Below are 18,319 nucleotides of genomic sequence, written 5' to 3'. Positions count from 1 at the left end.
ACCTGCTCTCCATCCCATTCAAGTCATCTCGGTTAAAGTCAGCGACATCTTGTGAAACCGGCCGTTAAACTGATGATTATCCTCTTCGACCGCAAAGGTCTGCTCAATGCCGAGCTCCGGCACTTTGACTACAATCGAAGTGCCGGAGATGACTTCGGATATGCCGATAACCTCATCCAGCTTAAGCGACTTCTTGACCTTTCCCTTCTCCGCGAGCAAGAGATCCGCCGCTTCTTGAAGCTGGGCCCGGTTCTGCTTCTCCTTAACCTTCTCATAATGCTGCAGGACGCCAAATTGCTTCTGCAGCGACTTGTTCTCGGCCGTCGCTATAAGGGTCTGCTTCTCTTCGCCGCCCTGCAGCTTCACCTTCGTAACCGTTTCTTCAATGGATTCCCCATACGAGTAATCGATGAGATTAATGCCGGTCTCGATGACCCAGTTCCGGCTGTTTTTCTTGTAAGGCACGAGCTGCACGTTCCCGTCCTTGGAATATAGCGAATACCGTACTCCTTTTTGCCGGTACGTTATCGCAAGCGCCTTCTTCACCATATCGAATAACGTTTCTTCGTCGCATACCATGTAGGAGATCACATGCCCGGTATCCTCAATCGTTCCGGCAGGAATGGAGAAGTCCGTGCACAGCTTGCTTAGAATAGCGGAGGCCTTCATGCTCTTGAACACGTAGGAGTCTTTATTGTTCGTAAGATAGATCAATTGGTCGTATGCGGTCAGGCTCAGCTTGCTTGGCTTGTATTCCGCGTTAAACACAATGCCTCGGAACAGTTCCTCTTCCCCGTCATGCAGCATAATGCCGGTTCCGTTTGCGACCATCGCAGGGCTCGATTCGCCTTCCTTGGCGTGAAGCAGGCTGACCGTCAGCTTCCGCACCGCCTTTTGCGAGCTGCCGGACCATTCCGCGCTTTGTACAAGAGAGGTGACATCCGTCGTTTTTCCATTGTCGACCAGCATCACCCGGATCATGGAATCACCAGCACTTGGTTCGGATAGATCGTATAGGGCGGTTTAATGCCGTTGGCTGCCGCGATTTTCTCGTATGGCACGCCAACCATCCGGTCGATGGCCCATAACGTATCGCCTTTTTTGACTGTGTAGGATTTGGGCTTGACGGTCTGATTCGGACGCTGTCCCTTGCTGCTGATCTCCGCGACCTTCTGCCCGTTCTCTTCCTTGGTCTCGATCGTGCGCGGCTTCGTATACTTAAACTCCCGAAGTGACAGATCATAATAGATGCTGCCGATATCCCCGGCAATCTCGCGGTAAGACAACGACTCTATCGTCACCGCTACCGTCAGCTTCTGCCCTTCGGGATTGATAATAACGAATTGGACGGGAAATCCGCTGAACTTCCAGGTCTCGAGCTGGTCGATTCCTTTCTTGGGCGGAGGAATATCCTTGTAGGCGCAGTACGGACCATAATGCTGGGGAAAATGGGAAGAGAATTCGTACGTCTTCAGCACCGGATCCTGAATGACCGTCACCTGGCCGAGTCTTTGAACGGTTACGGTCTCATTCGCCGAGCCGGCCGTGACCTTCAGCTCGGAGGGATTGACGGGCAGCCATAGCGATTCCGCTCCGTTGTTATAGGTGAACCAGAACTCAACCGGCATAGACGCCTTCTCCTTCCGTTAACAAATCCTCTTCCAGCATCCGCTTCAGCTTCTCGATGAAACGGTTCTCGTCCGCCTCGTCATGAACGTGTATCTCTCCTACCAAATTCGCGATTTCCACCGATTTCGAATTGTTGACAGAGCCGGCACCGGATGGGCCGTACGGCTGAAGCATCGAGCTCTGCTGCTCGGCCGACAGCTGGCCGCCGCGGTACTGATTCGCCTGATCCGAGGTTAGTACCATCTCGCCCTGGTGAAGCTGGGCCACGTAACCGTTGAACGGCACCCGGTTGAGGCCATTTTTATGGCTTCCGTTAATCGGCGTTACCGACATATTCACCGTTGCCGCTGCGCTGCCGAAGATCGATTTGATGGAATCCCATATTTGCTGCACGGTCTGGAAGAGCGTTCCGTACATGGACTGAATCCCTTGAATGAGACTTTCCATAAACTGCGTGCCGAAGGACATCGCCTGCTGGGCAAAGCCGGTCAACAGGTCATAGACGATTCGGATTCCCCAGGCAAAGGCGCCGATCATAATTCCCCACATAAGGAAGGTAAACTCGCCAAGCCCGGACAGCACGGAAGAGATGACTCCCCATAGCGAATTCATCGAACTCGCCGCCCAGTTGTACATCGTACTAAAAGCATTCACGACCGCATTGGTGACCGTATCCAGGACGCTGCCGAAAAACTGCCGAATCCTTGATAATGCGTCCTCGATGATCGTCCAAATCTGCCGCATAGCGGAATCAATTGCCCCTAACACGTTGAAAAAGGTTTCAACAGCCTTGTTCGCAAAGGTATCAAACGCCCGATTAAGGAACTCCTTCATTGCCGGTCCGATCGACTCCATAAACTGAATGAAAGACTGAAACGATTCCATAGTCGACTGGATGATTCCATCGATGGTATTGCCGAGCCATTGCCGGAATGTCCTCGCAAAGCTCCTCGCACGCTCGAAGCCGCTCTGAATCCCGTCGACGGCCGTATCAATGACCTTGCGAGTAAAAGCGGAAATGGCGTTACCCGCCGCTTGGAGTCCGGACCATATGGCTTTGGCTGCTCCAACCACAAAGCTTGAGATATCGTCCCAGGCTTGCGTTACGGCTTGCCATACCGGCATTACCGCATCTTGAACGGTCTGATACAACTGACCCAGTCCGGCCGCATAGCCGCTTACGAAGGATTTGGCATAGCCGATTGACTTAGAAGCAAAGCCGCTCAGCAGTCCCCCAACTTTGCCTAGCGCTCCCATAACCGCATTGCGAATGGTCTGAACCGCTCCCGCATGATCGCCTGCCGCTCCTTGCCAGACGCCAGCAAATATGCCGCGAAGCATCTCCATCGCTGCCTGCCCGATGCCTGCGATCGTGTCGAAAGCAGCTGTTATGATGCCGCTGACCGTTTGGAAGGCCGAACGGACCGTCCCGATTATTAACGATCCTGCTCCGGTCACGATCTTTACCATGCCGTTCCAAATCAACGAATAGAATCGATAGATTCGCAACATGATACCCGAGACCGTTGTCCATACGGCTTGAAAAGCCGAGCTAACCGACTGCCAGGCTTGTGTCAGCAGCCGATTCGTCGCCGATACAATAAGGGTCCAGGTTTGGGACAGCCAGGCTTGCAGCTGCCGGCCGAGCTGCGCAACCGTGCTGACCAGTTGATTCCAGCGGGCAATCGTGCCTGCGACAAGCTGATTCACAAACTGCTTCACACCGGTAACGGCATCTTGCCAAAGCTGATTCATCCAGGCTCCGAGATCGGCGAACAGCTGCTTCGTATCATCGATGAATTGCTTCATCGACTGAACAAATCCGTTATAGGCGGACACAATCCAAGCAACAGCCGCCTTGGTTTTATCTTGAATGCCGCCCCAGTTGCCCGTCCAGGCTGCCGTAAGCAGACCGATGGCGGCTACAATCCAGAAGATCGGATTAGATAACAGGCCGATAAAGACGCCAATTCCCGAGATGATGGAGGCAACGGTCGAGATGACCGTGAACGCGGCAAAGGCTGCCACTAATCCGTTCAGAATCGGCCTTAACGTCTCGAAATTGGCACTTATCCAATCGAGCGCCTTCTCCAGCCAGCCGAATACCGGACCGAGCACATCGGCCAGCCACAGGAAGCTTTTCACAAGGACATCAACGGTCTTAACCGCGATGTTCTCCAGCTTCTTGAAGCCGCCGTTCGTCAGCCAGGTGACAAGCCTCTGCATAATCGGCTTCACTTGATCCAAAGCGGCTACCCCTGCATTTTGCAGCGATCCCTTAAGGCCCTCCGTAATAATCTCCCACATGCCGCTTGCGGACTGGTTCAGCTTTTTGGATCCGCCATCGAACCACTTGCCCGCATCCGACAGAAACTTGTTCCAGCTGCCCTTCTTGAATTCAAAGCCGAATTCCTCAAGCTTCTTGTAATCCTTTCCGTTTGCGGCCTCAATCGCTTCCATGGCCTCCGCAACCGTTTTGCCGGGGTTAAAACCAGCCATATCCTCCGCCAGCTTGACAAGCTGCATCGCCTTGCCGGTATCGCCTTTGGTCAGCTTGATAGCCTGCATGCCGCCTTTGAGTACGTCATCCGCCGAGAACGCGGTTGTCTGGGCATTGTCCCGAAGCGCCGTCCAATAGTCGGCAAAAGACTTCTCCAGCGCAGCCGCGTTTGCCGGACCTTTTCCTTTCCCGCCTTTGCCCCCGCGAGGCTTCAGCTTGCTGACCAGAAAATCGAAGCCGATTTTGTCGGTTTCAAGATCGGCAGCCGCACCGACGGTAGCGGTACCAAAGCTTTTCAAATGCTCGCCTACGCCTCCAAACACTTCCTGCATGCTTTTCAGGTGATCCGCAAGCGTTGTCTTCTTTTCCTCCGCGGCTTGAGCAGGCGCTTTGGCTGTTTTCTTGCCGAAGATAGACTCCATCGCCTGCTTGCCGAGGCCCTTTTTCTTGAAGGTTTTGAAGCTGTTTAGAAAAACGGCTGCTCCCTTTTTCTTAGCGCCTTTTTTTACGGCTAACCTAATTCCTGCACCGGTCAATGCGGCTGCGGCTGGCGCTGCCATGCATAACCGCCTCCTTCCCCCGCGCGTACGTTACCCGCTTCGGCCTTGCGCACGCGCAGCTTTCCGCTCCGCATCCATCTCGATGAATTCGGAAGCATAAATAAATGCCCGGTGGTAATCATCCATTTGCCATAGCTCCTGAGGGGCAAGATGATGCTTCTGCCAGACCCGGTGAGAGATCAGCGCATGATAATCACCACTGCGGATTAGTTTTTTGCGTCGTCCACCAGCTCTTCGAAGTCGGTATCAAAGCCGTTGACGCGCTGAACCGCTTGAATAAGCTCGGCATATTCGCCGCCAACGTTCAAGATTTCCTTCACCAGATCGCAGGGATCAACGAGACCATAGCTGCTTAGGAGCTCCTGATCGCGGAAATCCGGATATACGGTTGTTTCAACCGCGAGACGGCAGGCGAACCGTTTCCAGTCCACCTCCTCGCCAACCTTCTTGCCCTTCTTGAATTGAGGCACCGTGCATTCATCCTGCAAATCTTCAATCCGCTTCGTATCTACGGCCTTCAGACGGAAGGGAATCGGGTTGCCGTCCTCGTCCTCGTAACGCCGCGATACAACAACCTCTTCGATTACCGCTTGCTTCGCCTTGCCCTTCATGAATACATTCATCGACTTTGTTGCTGTTGTCATGGTTCATTCCCCTTCCGAATTTGAGAGTATTATTCAAAGCCGTCCTTAAGCGCCTCCGGAATTTCCGCCCCTTCGAAGGTAAACGGAATTTCTTCCTCCAGGACCTCTGCTTCAACGTTGAACTGGCCGATCTTCACCGAATCAATATTGCAGTTGAGCAGCGTTATTCGCTCTGTACCGCGTCCGGCACCCGGATCATCGAGCACGCCTTGCAGCGTGAAATAGACATCCTTGCCCGTCGTTGCGTACTCCAGCAGCATTTTCGAGAACTTCGTTGTTACTTTATAGAGGGTCAGCGTCCCCGTACCGCTTAAGGAAGTCGTCTTCTTGCCAAGCCAGCGGTTGCCGAGAACCGCCACATCCACCTTGTTCTTCTCGATCGTCGCCTCAAACGATTTGGCGTATCCGATTTCCTCGCTGTCAATGAACAATCTTGCTTCCCGGCCGTTAATCGTATTATCCGCACGGAATTTTGCCATGGCTTATCGCACCTCCACTGTAAAGAAGAATTTCTCCATGCTATCAACCGGCTGTATGCCCAAATTAACGTAGACCTCATCTCCAACCGAGCGAACGGTATCAATCTCGAAATCCTTGATGAAATCAACGTTCTGAATGGCGCCGGCGTCTTGGAGATCGCGTAAATACTGGTTGGCGGCGGCCTTCAGAAGCGCATGTCCGTCCCCGTTATTATCGATTTTGCCAATATAGCTGTCATTCGCCACGCGGGCAAAATCATTCGCGATCGCGTCCAGGACACGGACTACGCGGTTCTTGGAGAAACGGCCGTTACGCGTCTGCGAATAGGAAACGAGAGAGTTAAGATCCTGCTCCACCTTCACCTTCACGCCGTCATGGACAAAGACGAACTGGCCTTTCTTAAGCGCTTCGATCACCTGGCTGTTCTTCAGTCGGGGATTGGCGTCTACGGCCCCTTCATAAGCGCTGTACGTATTGGACTGGATGATGGAAGCGCCGGCGGTTGCGCCCGCTACCCAAGCAACGGCATCAAGCGCGCTAAGCGATGATCCGTCCAGCAGGACCACGCCATTCCCCACGCTCACGATCCCCTCATAGTCCGAGATATTGGCGAACGCCCCGTTATTCACCGGCGATGCGATCACGCCTTGAATCTTCTTGCCTTCTTCCTCGCGCATCCGCTTGATAAACGAGATGAACGAAATTTTCAACCCAGGATCCGAGAACGGATAGGCGATGACATCAAAATGCTGCGTCTCCGTTGCTTCCAGATAGGCCGTATGGTCCTCGCCTTTTACCGCCGCGTCAGTGCCGCCGGTAAGCGGAGCGCCAGCCGTCTTGTCAACGCCGGCTGCGCCCGAGAACGTAACCCAGGCATTGGGCTTCAGCTCCGATGCGCTGCTGACGAGCTGCTGATCAACAACGCGGCCGCTTACGAGCGTCTTGACCAGCTTCTTCGCAGCGCCGGATGGATCATCCTCCGATGCAATCGCAATATCATTGCCTCGGATGCCTGTATGTACGGCGGTTGCCGTCGTAACGTTTGGATCGGTGCCAAATGTCGCTTTTGCGCGGTCTCCTTCGTTCAGCCTATAGATAAGCAGCGTCTTTGCCCGCTTTTTCGCTTCGCGGACCTTGATCACCTTGGGATCATTGATGTCATAGCCCAGCAGCTCCAGCACATCGCTGTCGGTCTCAATCTTCAGGAACGTACGCGACTGTCCCCAGCTCAGCTCAAGGGGCATGGTCACCGTTCCGCGCTCGCCGGATTTAATCCGCTCCAGCGCCGCGATTTTGAAATTCATATACAGACCGGGCCTTACCTTCTCTACGCCTTGAATCCATGTTCCTCCCGCCATCTTAACGAACCTCCCTTTGCAAATAGGCTTTAATTAACGTTTGCGCTTCCGCAATGGTAAGCTCTTGAGCGCTCGTTCCGTATAGAGCCCCGTCAACCACTTCCGGATTAACCCGGAACAGCTCCCGCGCATTACGGCGCAAACTTTGTGCAGAATATCGCGTCTCCGCTATTTCCGCTCCAGCAACCGTTGCGCTCTCGATTGCTTCTGCGGACGCTTGTGCCGGCGGCGGCTGAACTTCGCTTTTCCTTGGTCTAGGCATCGCTTTTCACCCTTTCCATAACCGTTAAGGTATTTACTTTCTCGTACGACTCCCTTTCAAAACCAATCTGTCTGGACCACTCCAGCGTTAATTGAGCTTCGCCCGTACCGCCCATCTGCAGGTCCAGCTTGTCGATCCGAATGAACTCGCCCGTAGCCGTTCCATCCTCAGTCAGGCAAGGGATCCGGTAACGGGGGTAGCGGATGGCATCCGCAATACGCTCCGCAGCCATGAAGGCCTTGCTGTCGGTGTCTTCGAACACCTTGACGATCAGCGTGTACGTCTTGCGGAATGATGCCAGGTTGCCCGGACCGTCTACGATTCGGGGCGGCGGAAAAGCCAAGGCCGGAATCGTCTTCTCTTCGGGAACATCGCCGATGTACATTTCAGCGCTGATAAGGTTCCCGCAAAAGGCCGCAATCGAATGAATATCCGCAAACAAAATCGATCAGCCCCTTATGGAAGGTAATCTGTTTCAGTGTAAGCCGAGCAGGGCTTACTTTCGGTACATCCCTTGTATGAGTTGCGTACCAGATCTGCCTAAGGAATGCCTCGTTTTTGTTCAGGACAAGGGCGATGAGCCTCCGGCCAGCAAAAAAAGGCATAAAAAAAGCTCCCCGAAGGAAGCTTGTGTTTTCGCTATCGTATGTTAGATCATATTGGCTGCTTTTAAAATGGAGGATATCGTATGGATCGCTCTCGATTTGTAGACATCATAAGTACTCTTTGGTATCTTCAGCACGAATTCATATATGTATTTATCCTTTTTCTGCTCAAAAAAACACCGGGTCAAAATTTCCTTTCCTTCATAAGGCAGCGCCTCCAGCGCCCGTTCGATCGCTTTGCATTTTCCGGCATATTCAGCAATTTGGTCAACCCTATGATCCCACACGGAAATATCGACTATCGCTTTCATTGACGGGTAAGCTCTCAGCAGCTGCTTCACTTTCTGGCGATCGGATTCTTTCACCTCAACATGGTCTTGCAGCAGCATGCTCTACATTCCTCCATCGGCATCAAAATAGTCTGTCTTACCTATCTGATCATCACCATCCATTTAAAGGTAATACTAATTTTACCAAATTATTCTGTTTTGTGTACAGTTCCTTAGGACTATATAGAACGGCTTCCTATAAACGCAAAAATACGGGAGTACCATCATGGAACGCCATGATCTCTTCCCGTTCTCTTGCCTTGACGAGCGGTTATTTCGTTATTTCACCCATAACTCAAACAGCCCCTCCGTAACCCCAAGGTTGTACATATAATAAATCCCGAATAAAAAGCTTACGGTGCCGGCAGCCTGCATCAGGCCGCGGTTCCACCTTATGCTCGACTTGCTGTACACAAAAGGAATGCCTAACAGGGTTGTGAAGATCAGCATACCCGTAATCGTTCCGATGCCAAACACCAGAATGTACAATGCGCACTCCCACACAGATTCAACTGTCGACAAGGTCAGAATAACCATGGCGGCGCTTCCGGCGAGGCCATGTATAAATCCGATCACCGTTACTTTTACGAGAGAGGACCTGTCGTGCTGGTGAGATTGCCGGTAAGCGGCTTTAACCGATACAAAGTTCTTGAAGCCCAGATACACCAGCATAATTCCGACCAGAAACTCCAAAGACATCGCCCATACTTCCGGCAGCTCCCCCTTTAACAGGACGAGCACCATGCCAACGATGAACAACGTGCTGGTATGCCCGATTCCCCAGAATATCCCCGTTAACGTAGAGCGCCACAGCTTCTTCTGATTGCTGACCATCGTTGAGACCGCGATAATATGATCGGGTTCGATCGAATGCTTAATTCCCAATACCAGGCCAAGAAGCAGTACCGTTATTAAACTCCCCATCCATGATCCTCCTAAAGGTTTTTGTCTCTTTCTCTATACCCATTTTGTTCCATCCGAACTCTATCATAAACTTGTTTAAGAGGGATGCCAATAGAATTCGCAATCTGCTTACAATCCTCGTACTCGGGCGCCCATTGGACAACCTCTCCGTTATAGAGGCCTTTCTTGACGGTGACAGGCCCCCACTCTGTCTGAACCTTCTCGAATACCCGCTCCAGCCGGTGAACCGTCAGCGGATAATACCGGATGCCCAGCGTTGTTGTCTCCCGGAACAGGATGTCCTTCATGGCATCTGCCTTTTCCCTCGCGCACAACAGCTGGAGCATCGTCCCCGGCCTGTTCTTCTTCATATAGATCGGAGTGTAAAACACATCGTTGGCGCCTTCCTCAAATAGCAAGTCCATCACGTAACCAAGCCATTCGCCCGGTATATCGTCCAGGTTTACTTCCATCTTGATCATGCCGCTGTCTTCATGCTCATATGCCGGATGGTTATTCATCTACGCACGACTCCTATCTAGCGCAACTATTCGCCAATTACGACGCGCAGCACATTCGGCTGATCCGGGAACGTTTTTGTCCCCGCACCATAACCGATAGCCTCAACCTTGAACGAAGGCATGGGTCCAAAGCTCTCCGCAAGCACCGCCGCAATAGCAGCACCGGTAGGCGTAGTCAGCTCCGCCCGGATTGCCGACTGCTCAATCGGAATGCCTTTCAGCATTTCCAGCGTTGCCGGCGCAGGCACCGGATAAATGCCATGGTCGATACGAATTCGGCCAACCCCAACCGGTACGGGAGCACATTTCACCGTTGTAATCTGCAGCTGATGAAGCAGAATGGCAGCGCCAACGATATCAACGATGGAATCGACGGCGCCTACCTCGTGAAAATGAACCTGTTCCAGCGGCAGGCCGTGAATCTTGCCTTCGGCCTCTCCGATTTTCTTGAAAATCCGCAGCGCCGTTTGCTTGACCGGATCAGCCAAAGCTGACTTCTCGATAAGCTGGACGATGTCCTTGTACGCGCGGTGATCATGGTGGTGATGGCCGTGATCATGATTGTGTGTGTGATCATGACTGTGACTATGATCGTGGCTGTGGCTGTGGCTGTGGCTGTGGCTGTGGCTGTGGCCGTGGCCGTGATCATGACTGTGACTATGATCGTGACTGTGGCCGTGATCGTGACTGTGGCCGTGATCGTGATCATGTCCGTGCGCATGATCGTGCTTATGACTATGCTCCTCATGCTTCAGCTCAATATCAAACTTCGTCGCTTTGATACCGTTCTTCATCACATGCTTCCAGATCAAGGCATACTCGTCATTGATCTGGAGCTTCTTCAACTCCTCCTGCAGTTGCACCGCATCTCCGCCTGCATCCAGAAGAGCGCCGATAAACATATCTCCGCTAATGCCGGAAAAGCAGTCTATATATAAGGTTTTCATAAGCCAGCGGCTCCTTTGTTAATAAGCTGATGGATCAAGGCAGCGTTGTAACCGCCGCCAAATCCGTTGTCGATATTGACGACGCTGATGCCGGACGCGCATGAATTCAGCATGGTAAGGAGCGCCGACAGTCCATTGAAGCTCGCGCCGTAGCCTACGCTTGTCGGAACCGCAATAACCGGATGGGCGACAAGCCCGCCAACCACGCTTGGCAGCGCCCCTTCCATTCCGGCAACAACAACCGAAACGGCTGCCTGCTGAATCTCTTCCGCGTGATGCAGCAGGCGGTGAATGCCCGCAACTCCAACATCATAGAAACGGCGCACTTGGCTCCCCAGCACTTCGGCCGTAACGGCCGCTTCTTCCGCGACGGCTAAATCCGATGTCCCGGCTGCCAATACGGCTACGTATCCTTTAAGCCTGCTCTCCTGATTATCCGAATGCTTCCAGAACAGCACTTTGGCTACAGGATCATAGTTATATTCAGGGCAGCTGCTTCGGATCTGCTCCGCCTTTTCCCGAGACACCCGGGTAATCAACACCTCATGATTTTGCGCCTGCAATGACTTGGCAATTCCGATAATATGCTCTGCCGTCTTGCCCTCGCCGTACACAATCTCAGGGAAGCCTTGGCGTTTCTTGCGGTGATGATCAACCTTGGCAAAGCCCAGATTCTCGAAGGTCGCCAGTTGTTTGGCCGCCTCCTCCGCGCTAAGCCTGCCGTCCTGCACCTGTCTCAGCACATCTTCTAGCATGTATTCACCTCTTAAACCGCATCGGATCTATTCGAACAATGCTGCAATACTAGCTGCCAATTTCTCGTATCGTTCATAAACGGCCTTATACACCAGGCTGTTCTCCTGGTTGGGAAGAACCGCTTGGCCCATCGGGATATTCTGCTTAATTGAAGCCAAATCTTTCTCTTCCCCGATGGCTACAAGTCCTATCCAAGCCGCTCCCCAAGCTGCGCTGTGATGATTCTCGGAGACATAAATCTCCGCATCAAAAATATCTGCCATCATCTGCAGCCAGATTGGCGAGCGCGCCAAGCCGCCGTTCACATATATTTTCCGCGAAGGACCTGCAAGCTGCTCGAGAGCTCGTCCAATCTGATAGAGATTGAACGTTATCCCTTCCAGTACGGCGCGAACATAATGCGCCTTTGTATGAGCTACCGTCATTCCGTAAAAGTTGCCTCTCGCCCGTTGATTCCACAGCGGCGCCCTCTCCCCGTTAATGTACGGGAGGAACAGCAGACCTTCCGCTCCGGGAGCCGATTGTCCGGCTTCCGCAAGGAAGCTCTCGTAGCTGCCTTGATCGTTCAATAGCTGCTTCAGCCATTGGAGCGCGATGCCGCCATTATTCGTAGGACCGCCTATAATATAGGAATCCTCTGTAAAAGAATAACAAAACGTCTCGCCGCGGCTGCTCACTTTCGCTTCATTCGTTACCTGCCGGATTGCACCGCTTGTTCCGACCGATACCGCAACCTCTCCCGGCAGAAGCGCGCCAATCCCCAGATTGGCCAGCTGGCCGTCGGCTGCACCGATAGCCACGGGTACCGCAGAAGCAATGCCCATCTCCGCTGCAATTTCTTCCTTGATCGTTCCCAATAACGTTGTGGGAGCTACAATCTCCGATAACTGGGCAGCACGGATGCCCGCCAGCTCAAGGATATCTTTATCCCATTCGAGAACGGAGGGATTAAATAAGCCGGTAGCGGATGCCATGGAGTAATCTATGACCCTTTTCCCAAACCAGCAATAGATCAGGTATTCCTTAATGGACATGAAATAAGCAGCCTGATGATAAGGCTCGAAGCCGGTTTCCTTCATCCATAGCAGCTTCATGAAGGGTGTCATCGGATGAACCGGTGTACCCGTGCGCGTATAGAACTGTTGCCGCTCTACTTCCGTCAACCGGTCAACCTGATCGGTACCTCTTCCGTCGGACCAGATAAACGCGGGAGATAAGGGCATGCCCTCTTCGCTCACCGGCACAAGAGAGTGCATAGCCGCGGAGAAGCCGATTACGGCAATCTCATCCTTGGCAATGCCTGCTTTCTGAACGACATTCTTCACGGCCAGAACGGCCGAGCGCTCGATAGCGGCAGCATCCTGCTGGACCCAGCCTACCTTCGGATATTCGGAGAGGACAAGCTCCTCCGCTTCCGCAACGAGATGGCCTACCCGGTTAAAGATACAGGCTTTGGCACTGGTGGTGCCCAGATCAAGCCCCATTACGTATTTTGACATTCGACTTTTCCCCCAAGCTTAAACGGCTGCGCCGTCCTTAGGAGGAGCAGCAAACGTTTTTGGCCAAAATTATAGATTAAGCGATCGATTCATGCTGCCGCTCTTGTATCCCAGCAGGTCAAGGGTTACGTATTTATAACCAAAGGCTTGAAGCTGCTCCACTATAGCTCCGTGATGGGCGAGAACAAGCGGCATATCGCCAGGTTCTACCTCTATTCTAGCAATCTCGTCGTGAGTACGCACGCGTACCTGGCGAATACGGAGCGATTTCAAGTAAGCCTCCGCGCGTTCTACCTTCAGAAGCTTCTCGTTTGTTATCCGTTCGCCATACGCGATCCGGGAGGACAGGCAAGCAAACGACGGTTTATCCCATGTCGGCAGGCCAAAAGCATTGGACAATTCCCTGATCTCTTGCTTATATAAATCCGCCTCAAGCAAAGGGCCTCTCACGCCTCTTTCCTTCGCTGCCTGCATGCCGGGACGGTGTTCGTTCTTGTCATCCGCAATAACGCCGTACACGAGATTGGCAAAAGAACGTTCTTCCAGCAGCGGTGCCAGATGATCAAACAAGCTGCTTTTGCAAAAATAACAACGGTTCTTATTGTTCTCCGCATAACCCGGAATCGCAAGCTCCGAAGTCGAGATCACTTCATGCCGCACGCCGATCAGCTTCGCCAGCTGCTTCGCTTCCTCCAGCTCGCTGGTCGGATAAGTCTCCGAATCGGCCGTGACGGCGAGCACATGCTCTGCTCCTAACGTTTCTACGGCCGCTTTTAACAAAAAGGTGCTGTCCACCCCTCCGGAGAAGGCCACAACAACCGATCCCATCTCGCGGAGAATATCCTGCAACGCTACGTACTTATCAGTCGGCACTCCCATTCCCCTCTCTAGATCGTCATGCTGCCGAAACCGCCGTCGACGCGGACCAATGTTCCCGTTACGAAGCCCGATGCTTTCTCCGAAGCCAGCCATACGGCTGCGCCTTGCAGCTCTTCCGGTGTTCCGAACCGGTTCATCGGCGTATGGCTCATAATGGAGGCAACGCGTTCCTCGCTTAAGATTTTACGATTCTGCTCCGCCGGGAAGAACCCCGGAATAATAGCATTCACCCGAATTCCCTGCTCGGCGAATTCGCGGGCCAGGAACTGCGTTACACTGTTAAGTCCAGCCTTGGACACGGAGTAAGTAAACACTCTGGACAACGGCGTAGTAGATGATACAGACGAAATGTTAATAATGCTGCCCGTCCGCTGCTGTTCAATCATCCGCTTGGCAAAGATCTGGCAGGTGAGCACAATCCCTTTCAGATTGACCTCCATAATGTCATCCCACTCCTCCATCTCCAGCTCGAAGAATGGAGTTGCGCTATTCTTGCCCGGCGCGTTCAGCAGGATATCGCATCCGCCTCTCCACGCCTCAATCTCGGACTGTACCTGCAGCAAGGAATCCTTCGACACGACATCCGCCTGGAACGCCTTTGCTCGGCCGCCGCTGCTAATTATGGAATCTACAACATCCTGCGTTTTCTCCAGATTGCGACCAACAATAGCCACATGCGCTCCATGAGCGGCTAGGCCCGCAGCCATCGATGAGCCAAGCACGCTGTTACCGCCAATAACGGCCGCTGTTTTCCCCGTCAAATCAAATAAATTCGATGTCATGTCTAATCTCTCCCCGTTATCTCGGATCTAGAACAAATTCCCGTTACTGTCAAACTCAAGCTCATATAAGTCTACTGCAACTTCCATTCGCGGATGATGCTTTACATATTCAAGAAGCGCTTCCGACACTTCGATCTCGCCAATCTCGAGCGTGTTCTTAATCCGCACCATCTTCACCTGGTCAAAATGCAAGATATTGCAGGTCTTAATCGAAGCTTGAATCGTTTCTCGGTCGTTCGGAAGGGTTGTGGCAATCTTCGTTGGCGCCACGACCGTTGACGTGAGACCGTTCGCATACGTTTTCTCCAGATCCATCTTGTCGACAAGACGCTGCGTCGTAAAATCTGCCGTTCCTACGCCGTTAGCGTTGCCTTCCGTCTGATGCGTCAGGTCGAGTACCGCCATCTTGTTCACATCCGGTCCGCCATGGGCATAAGGAGTCGGATAGCGGCCGGTAATATTCGGATCCATTCCGTCGCCGCTGATGTTCTTGCCGATCTGGTCAATAATCAGGACATCCAGCTGGTCGAAAAACAGCTTTGGCAGAAGCTCTTTCGCTTGTGCGAGGAATTGCGGCTCACGCTCTACAATCTCATCCGGCGTCAGCGTTTCAATGAACCTTACTTTGTCAAAAGCGTTCTCAATCGAGGCTACGCCAAACAACACGGGCTTTTGCTCCATAATGAGCTTCGCCATAGCCGGGACATTCTCGGCCATATATTTGAAGCCAAGCTGGTGGCACGCTTCCGCCCCTCTTTGCTTGCCAAGGCCGATGCTGATCATCTTCATGATACCGCTTTCCACATTGCCTCTAAACGCCGTATGCGGCTTAACCCGGTTAATCACGACAATGCCGTCCGCTGCCGCAGCGAATTTATCAATATAAACGGGAAGGCCATTCGGAAGCTCTCCAAGCTGAATAACCTCCATGGAGGAACGAATCTCGCATTTGACGGTTTCCTCGGTCACTCCCAGATGCGCCAACACTTCACGCTGACCCTCTGCAGTAGCGCCGCCATGGCTTCCCATGCTTGGAACGATAAACGGCTTCGCCCCGGCATCCTTCAGAAATTGTACGGTAACCGCCGTAATTTCCACCAGACGGTCCAGCCCGCGGCTGCCAACGGCGATAGCAATCTCCATGCCCGGCTTAACCCGGCTTATTATTTGCTCTCGCTGAAGCTTAGGCAGAAGCTCGCCTGCGATGTCGTCAATCTTCGTATCATCAAAGTTCACCTTCACCTTGGCCATGCGTGGAATTGGTATGTCTTTGACCAGATCCTGCAAAATACCCATCCTTCTCATCACTCCCATTCGTCCCGAATAATTTGTTTGTTTATTAAACGAATTAATTGTATTATCAATGTATCAAGCACCAACCTCATTGTCAACGAACGAAGTAAGAATCGCCACGAAAAGCGCGTGACGATTCTTTAAGCTTATGCTTACGAAGTAAAGAATCGTCACAAAAAGCGCGTGACGATTCTTTTTAGGAGGAAACCATAAATGATTACCGGAGATGCTTCTTATATAAAGAAAATGAATCGTTCTCTGATTCTGAAGGAAATATTGAAGGAAGGCATGCTGTCCAGAGCCGATGTATCCAAAGCAACCGCCCTCACCCGGGCGACCGTATCCGGCCAAGTAGCCGATCTGCTCGACGAAGAGTTAGTGGTTGAGAAGGAGATCGAGTATAACTTGGTTGGACGCAAGCCGATTATGCTAACCATTAATGCTGAGGCAGGTTACGCGATAGGCATCGATCTGGAATTTGACCAGATCTCCTTTGCGATATCCGATCTTCAAGGCTCGCTTGTCCTGTCCGACACGATAAAGCTGCAGACCACTTCCTACCCTGACATTCTGTCCCTGCTGATTGCTCAAATCAAGCATTATCGGGAGCGGTTTGCAGCAAGCCGGCACGGCATTATCGGCATCGTTATCGCCATTCACGGCCTTGTATCCACGGATGAAGTGATCCACTATATTCCTTCCTTCGACTGGCATGATGTTCCGCTGAAGCGCGATCTCGAGCATGCGCTTGGCCTTGAAGTAAAGCTCGAGAATAACGCCAACCTAAGCGCCTTCGCAGAGCGCGTCTTTTTCCATCATGAGACAGACGATCTGCTAAGCGTAACACTGTACTCCGGTATTGGGATGGGAATGATGATTAACGACTCCTTCTTCCGGGGACGAGACGGCTTTGCCGGGGAGATTGGCCATATGATTGTTGTACCGGGCGGCCAGCCGTGCAATTGCGGCAATAAAGGCTGCTGGGAGAAATATGCTTCCGAGACAAGCGTGCTCCAGCTGCTTCGTGCCGGGAAACCGGATGTTGAAATCACTTATGCGCATATCGAACGCTGGATCCGGGATAAGGATCAAGAAGTGACTGAGATAATGGAGCAGTTCATCTACTATCTCTCGATCGGGTTAAACAACATTATCAATATTTATAACCCTGAGGTCGTTGTACTGGACAGTGAATTGCTACGGATTTATCCGGATTCCCTGCGTATCATTGAACAGAATTTGAACTCCAGAGTCAGTCATTACCGGGAGATTAAAATCTCCACAATCGGCAAAAAATCCTGCGCGCTGGGCGCTTGCGCCTTAGCGATCCAGAACTTCTTGCAGGTTCCCGTATTGAACCTGCCCTACAAAGGTTAACAAGAAAAAGCGGCCGTCTCAAAAGGTGATCGCTCACTATAAAGACGGCTCGCATAGGTAAATAAAAACGTTTTTTCATGAAAATATCGCTGCAGAGGGTTACCCTGACAGCGATATTTTTGCTCTTGCTGCTTTCTTCAGCAAGTTATGGGCAAGGGAAAGCCACCCGACCTCGAGGCTCACTTTCGGCAAGCCTCGAAGCAGAAATCTGCGGAATCCCCGGTTATTCTTTATTTGGCCAAACACACTTTCCGGCTCATGCATCCGTCGAACCGACAAGGCATGTCCATCCTCGCTCTTTAGTTGCTCTCTCGCTTGCTGCTTGAGTCGAAGATATTCCATGCTGACCTTTATGTGTAACGGTTGGCATTCGCCTCGATTTTCGTCCCATCCAAGAAGTAGTGCTCCAGCTTGATGAAGTTCTCTTCCTTGAGAAACTGAAGAACAGCTGTAAATACCGTCTCTAGAACGTCTTTCATACGTTCAGAGCGGAAACGGTTAATGGTCCGGAAATCTGGACGTTGCCTAGCAGCCAGCCACATAAACATGATATTTTCACGTACTGCTTTGGCAATTTGGCGAGAGGAGTAGATGCGCTGTGTATACGCGTAGATAACCGACTTTCATGAGCATTTTGGGGTGGTAGCTGTCCCGGCCACCTCCGGGATAAGCTTTGGTGAAGAGCTTCATATCTAAGAGATTGACCGCATCGTTTATGACGCGTACGAGATGATTTTCGGGGATATCTTCTTGTAAGTCCATTGGCAAGGACAGTTGATCCATGGTATATTCTTTGTACATAAAGAAGCCTCTCTTTACTTAGAATGGTTGGGTGGTACCTCCATTTTAACAAGGGTCGGCTTCTTTTTGTTTGAGCATTTTATGAACAGGTTAAGGGCAGACGGAGCATGAAATGATTCTGGAGAAGCGTCAGCGTTCGCTTTTGTGAAGGGATGCCAACCGTACCTCGTTGATTCGAAGGAATCCCTGAGCAA

The 18,319-nt window shown here is 52.1% G+C and carries 20 protein-coding genes and 1 pseudogene; 1 reads left to right on the top strand and 20 read right to left on the bottom strand.

The genetic code is table 11. The annotated features are described in order from the left end of the window. Positions 1 to 18: 18 nt before the first annotated feature. The 18 genes from M3194_RS05850 to M3194_RS05765 form a co-directional block, all read right to left on the bottom strand. A complete protein-coding gene (locus tag M3194_RS05850) occupies positions 19 to 981 on the bottom strand; it encodes an XkdQ/YqbQ family protein (RefSeq protein WP_251652394.1) in 963 nt (320 codons plus the stop codon). Further along, positions 978 to 1,628, bottom strand: a complete 651-nt coding sequence (locus tag M3194_RS05845; protein WP_251652392.1) for a LysM peptidoglycan-binding domain-containing protein — start codon at positions 1,626 to 1,628, stop codon at positions 978 to 980. The genes M3194_RS05850 and M3194_RS05845 overlap by 4 nt, the downstream gene beginning before the upstream one ends. Further along, positions 1,618 to 4,689 (bottom strand): phage tail family protein, encoded by a 3,072-nt coding sequence (locus tag M3194_RS05840; protein WP_251652390.1) that lies wholly within the window; start codon positions 4,687 to 4,689, stop codon positions 1,618 to 1,620. Before M3194_RS05840 ends, M3194_RS05845 begins: the two co-directional genes overlap by 11 nt. Continuing rightward, positions 4,662 to 4,811: a hypothetical protein gene (locus M3194_RS05835; RefSeq protein ID WP_251652388.1), complete on the bottom strand. Its 150-nt coding sequence runs from the start codon at positions 4,809 to 4,811 to the stop codon at positions 4,662 to 4,664. The genes M3194_RS05840 and M3194_RS05835 overlap by 28 nt, the downstream gene beginning before the upstream one ends. Positions 4,812 to 4,895: 84 nt before the next feature. Further along, entirely contained in the window at positions 4,896 to 5,333 is a 438-nt protein-coding gene (locus M3194_RS05830; protein WP_251652386.1) for a phage tail assembly chaperone, read from the bottom strand. A 29-nt stretch (positions 5,334 to 5,362) separates the two neighbouring features. Beyond that, on the bottom strand, positions 5,363 to 5,812 hold the full coding sequence (locus M3194_RS05825; RefSeq protein ID WP_091187394.1) for a phage tail tube protein: 450 nt from the start codon (positions 5,810 to 5,812) through the stop codon (positions 5,363 to 5,365). Between the two features lie 3 nt (positions 5,813 to 5,815). Next, complete coding sequence (locus tag M3194_RS05820; RefSeq protein ID WP_251652384.1) at positions 5,816 to 7,171, bottom strand: phage tail sheath family protein; 1,356 nt, start codon at positions 7,169 to 7,171, stop codon at positions 5,816 to 5,818. A gap of 1 nt (position 7,172) precedes the next feature. Continuing rightward, positions 7,173 to 7,433, bottom strand: a complete 261-nt coding sequence (locus M3194_RS05815; protein ID WP_251652382.1) for a hypothetical protein — start codon at positions 7,431 to 7,433, stop codon at positions 7,173 to 7,175. Continuing rightward, positions 7,426 to 7,875 (bottom strand): hypothetical protein, encoded by a 450-nt coding sequence (locus M3194_RS05810; RefSeq protein ID WP_251652380.1) that lies wholly within the window; start codon positions 7,873 to 7,875, stop codon positions 7,426 to 7,428. The genes M3194_RS05815 and M3194_RS05810 overlap by 8 nt, the downstream gene beginning before the upstream one ends. A 207-nt stretch (positions 7,876 to 8,082) precedes the next feature. Beyond that, positions 8,083 to 8,427, bottom strand: coding sequence for a hypothetical protein (locus M3194_RS05805; RefSeq protein ID WP_251652378.1), 345 nt, complete (start codon positions 8,425 to 8,427; stop codon positions 8,083 to 8,085). Positions 8,428 to 8,646: 219 nt separating this feature from the next. Further along, complete coding sequence (locus M3194_RS05800; RefSeq protein WP_251652376.1) at positions 8,647 to 9,291, bottom strand: HupE/UreJ family protein; 645 nt, start codon at positions 9,289 to 9,291, stop codon at positions 8,647 to 8,649. A gap of 11 nt (positions 9,292 to 9,302) precedes the next feature. Next, positions 9,303 to 9,791, bottom strand: a complete 489-nt coding sequence (larC2, locus tag M3194_RS05795) for a nickel pincer cofactor biosynthesis protein LarC2 (RefSeq protein WP_251652374.1) — start codon at positions 9,789 to 9,791, stop codon at positions 9,303 to 9,305. 26 nt (positions 9,792 to 9,817) lie between these two features. Next, a complete protein-coding gene (larC, locus tag M3194_RS05790) occupies positions 9,818 to 10,738 on the bottom strand; it encodes a nickel pincer cofactor biosynthesis protein LarC (RefSeq protein WP_251652372.1) in 921 nt (306 codons plus the stop codon). After that, on the bottom strand, positions 10,735 to 11,493 hold the full coding sequence (larB, locus tag M3194_RS05785) for a nickel pincer cofactor biosynthesis protein LarB (protein ID WP_251652370.1): 759 nt from the start codon (positions 11,491 to 11,493) through the stop codon (positions 10,735 to 10,737). Before larB ends, larC begins: the two co-directional genes overlap by 4 nt. 27 nt (positions 11,494 to 11,520) lie before the next feature. Further along, complete coding sequence (locus M3194_RS05780; protein WP_251652369.1) at positions 11,521 to 12,993, bottom strand: gluconokinase; 1,473 nt, start codon at positions 12,991 to 12,993, stop codon at positions 11,521 to 11,523. 69 nt (positions 12,994 to 13,062) lie between these two features. Next, positions 13,063 to 13,872: an ATP-dependent sacrificial sulfur transferase LarE gene (gene larE / locus M3194_RS05775; protein ID WP_251652367.1), complete on the bottom strand. Its 810-nt coding sequence runs from the start codon at positions 13,870 to 13,872 to the stop codon at positions 13,063 to 13,065. Positions 13,873 to 13,880: 8 nt separating this feature from the next. Next, on the bottom strand, positions 13,881 to 14,654 hold the full coding sequence (locus M3194_RS05770) for an SDR family oxidoreductase (RefSeq protein WP_251652365.1): 774 nt from the start codon (positions 14,652 to 14,654) through the stop codon (positions 13,881 to 13,883). Between the two features lie 27 nt (positions 14,655 to 14,681). Further along, entirely contained in the window at positions 14,682 to 15,950 is a 1,269-nt protein-coding gene (locus M3194_RS05765) for a nickel pincer cofactor-dependent isomerase, group 22 (RefSeq protein WP_251652363.1), read from the bottom strand. 210 nt (positions 15,951 to 16,160) lie between these two features. On the opposite strand from M3194_RS05765, the gene M3194_RS05760 reads away from it, so the two are divergent. Further along, complete coding sequence (locus tag M3194_RS05760) at positions 16,161 to 17,324, top strand: ROK family protein (protein WP_251652362.1); 1,164 nt, start codon at positions 16,161 to 16,163, stop codon at positions 17,322 to 17,324. Positions 17,325 to 17,423: 99 nt separating this feature from the next. On the opposite strand, the gene M3194_RS05755 is transcribed toward M3194_RS05760, so the two are convergent. Together M3194_RS05755 and M3194_RS31815 are read right to left on the bottom strand one after the other, a co-directional pair. After that, positions 17,424 to 17,666 carry a transposase gene (locus M3194_RS05755; protein WP_251652360.1) on the bottom strand — a complete coding sequence of 81 codons (243 nt, stop codon included), beginning with the start codon at positions 17,664 to 17,666 and terminating at the stop codon, positions 17,424 to 17,426. 11 nt (positions 17,667 to 17,677) lie between these two features. Next, a pseudogene (locus M3194_RS31815) lies at positions 17,678 to 18,125 on the bottom strand (transposase); the annotation flags it as partial. Positions 18,126 to 18,319 lie beyond the last annotated feature (194 nt).

Origin of the sequence: Paenibacillus glycanilyticus (assembly GCF_023715145.1) — a bacterium.
In the GTDB taxonomy this organism is placed as follows: Bacteria; Bacillota; Bacilli; order Paenibacillales; family Paenibacillaceae; genus Pristimantibacillus; species Pristimantibacillus glycanilyticus_A.
This window is presented reverse-complemented; position numbering and strand designations above follow the sequence as displayed.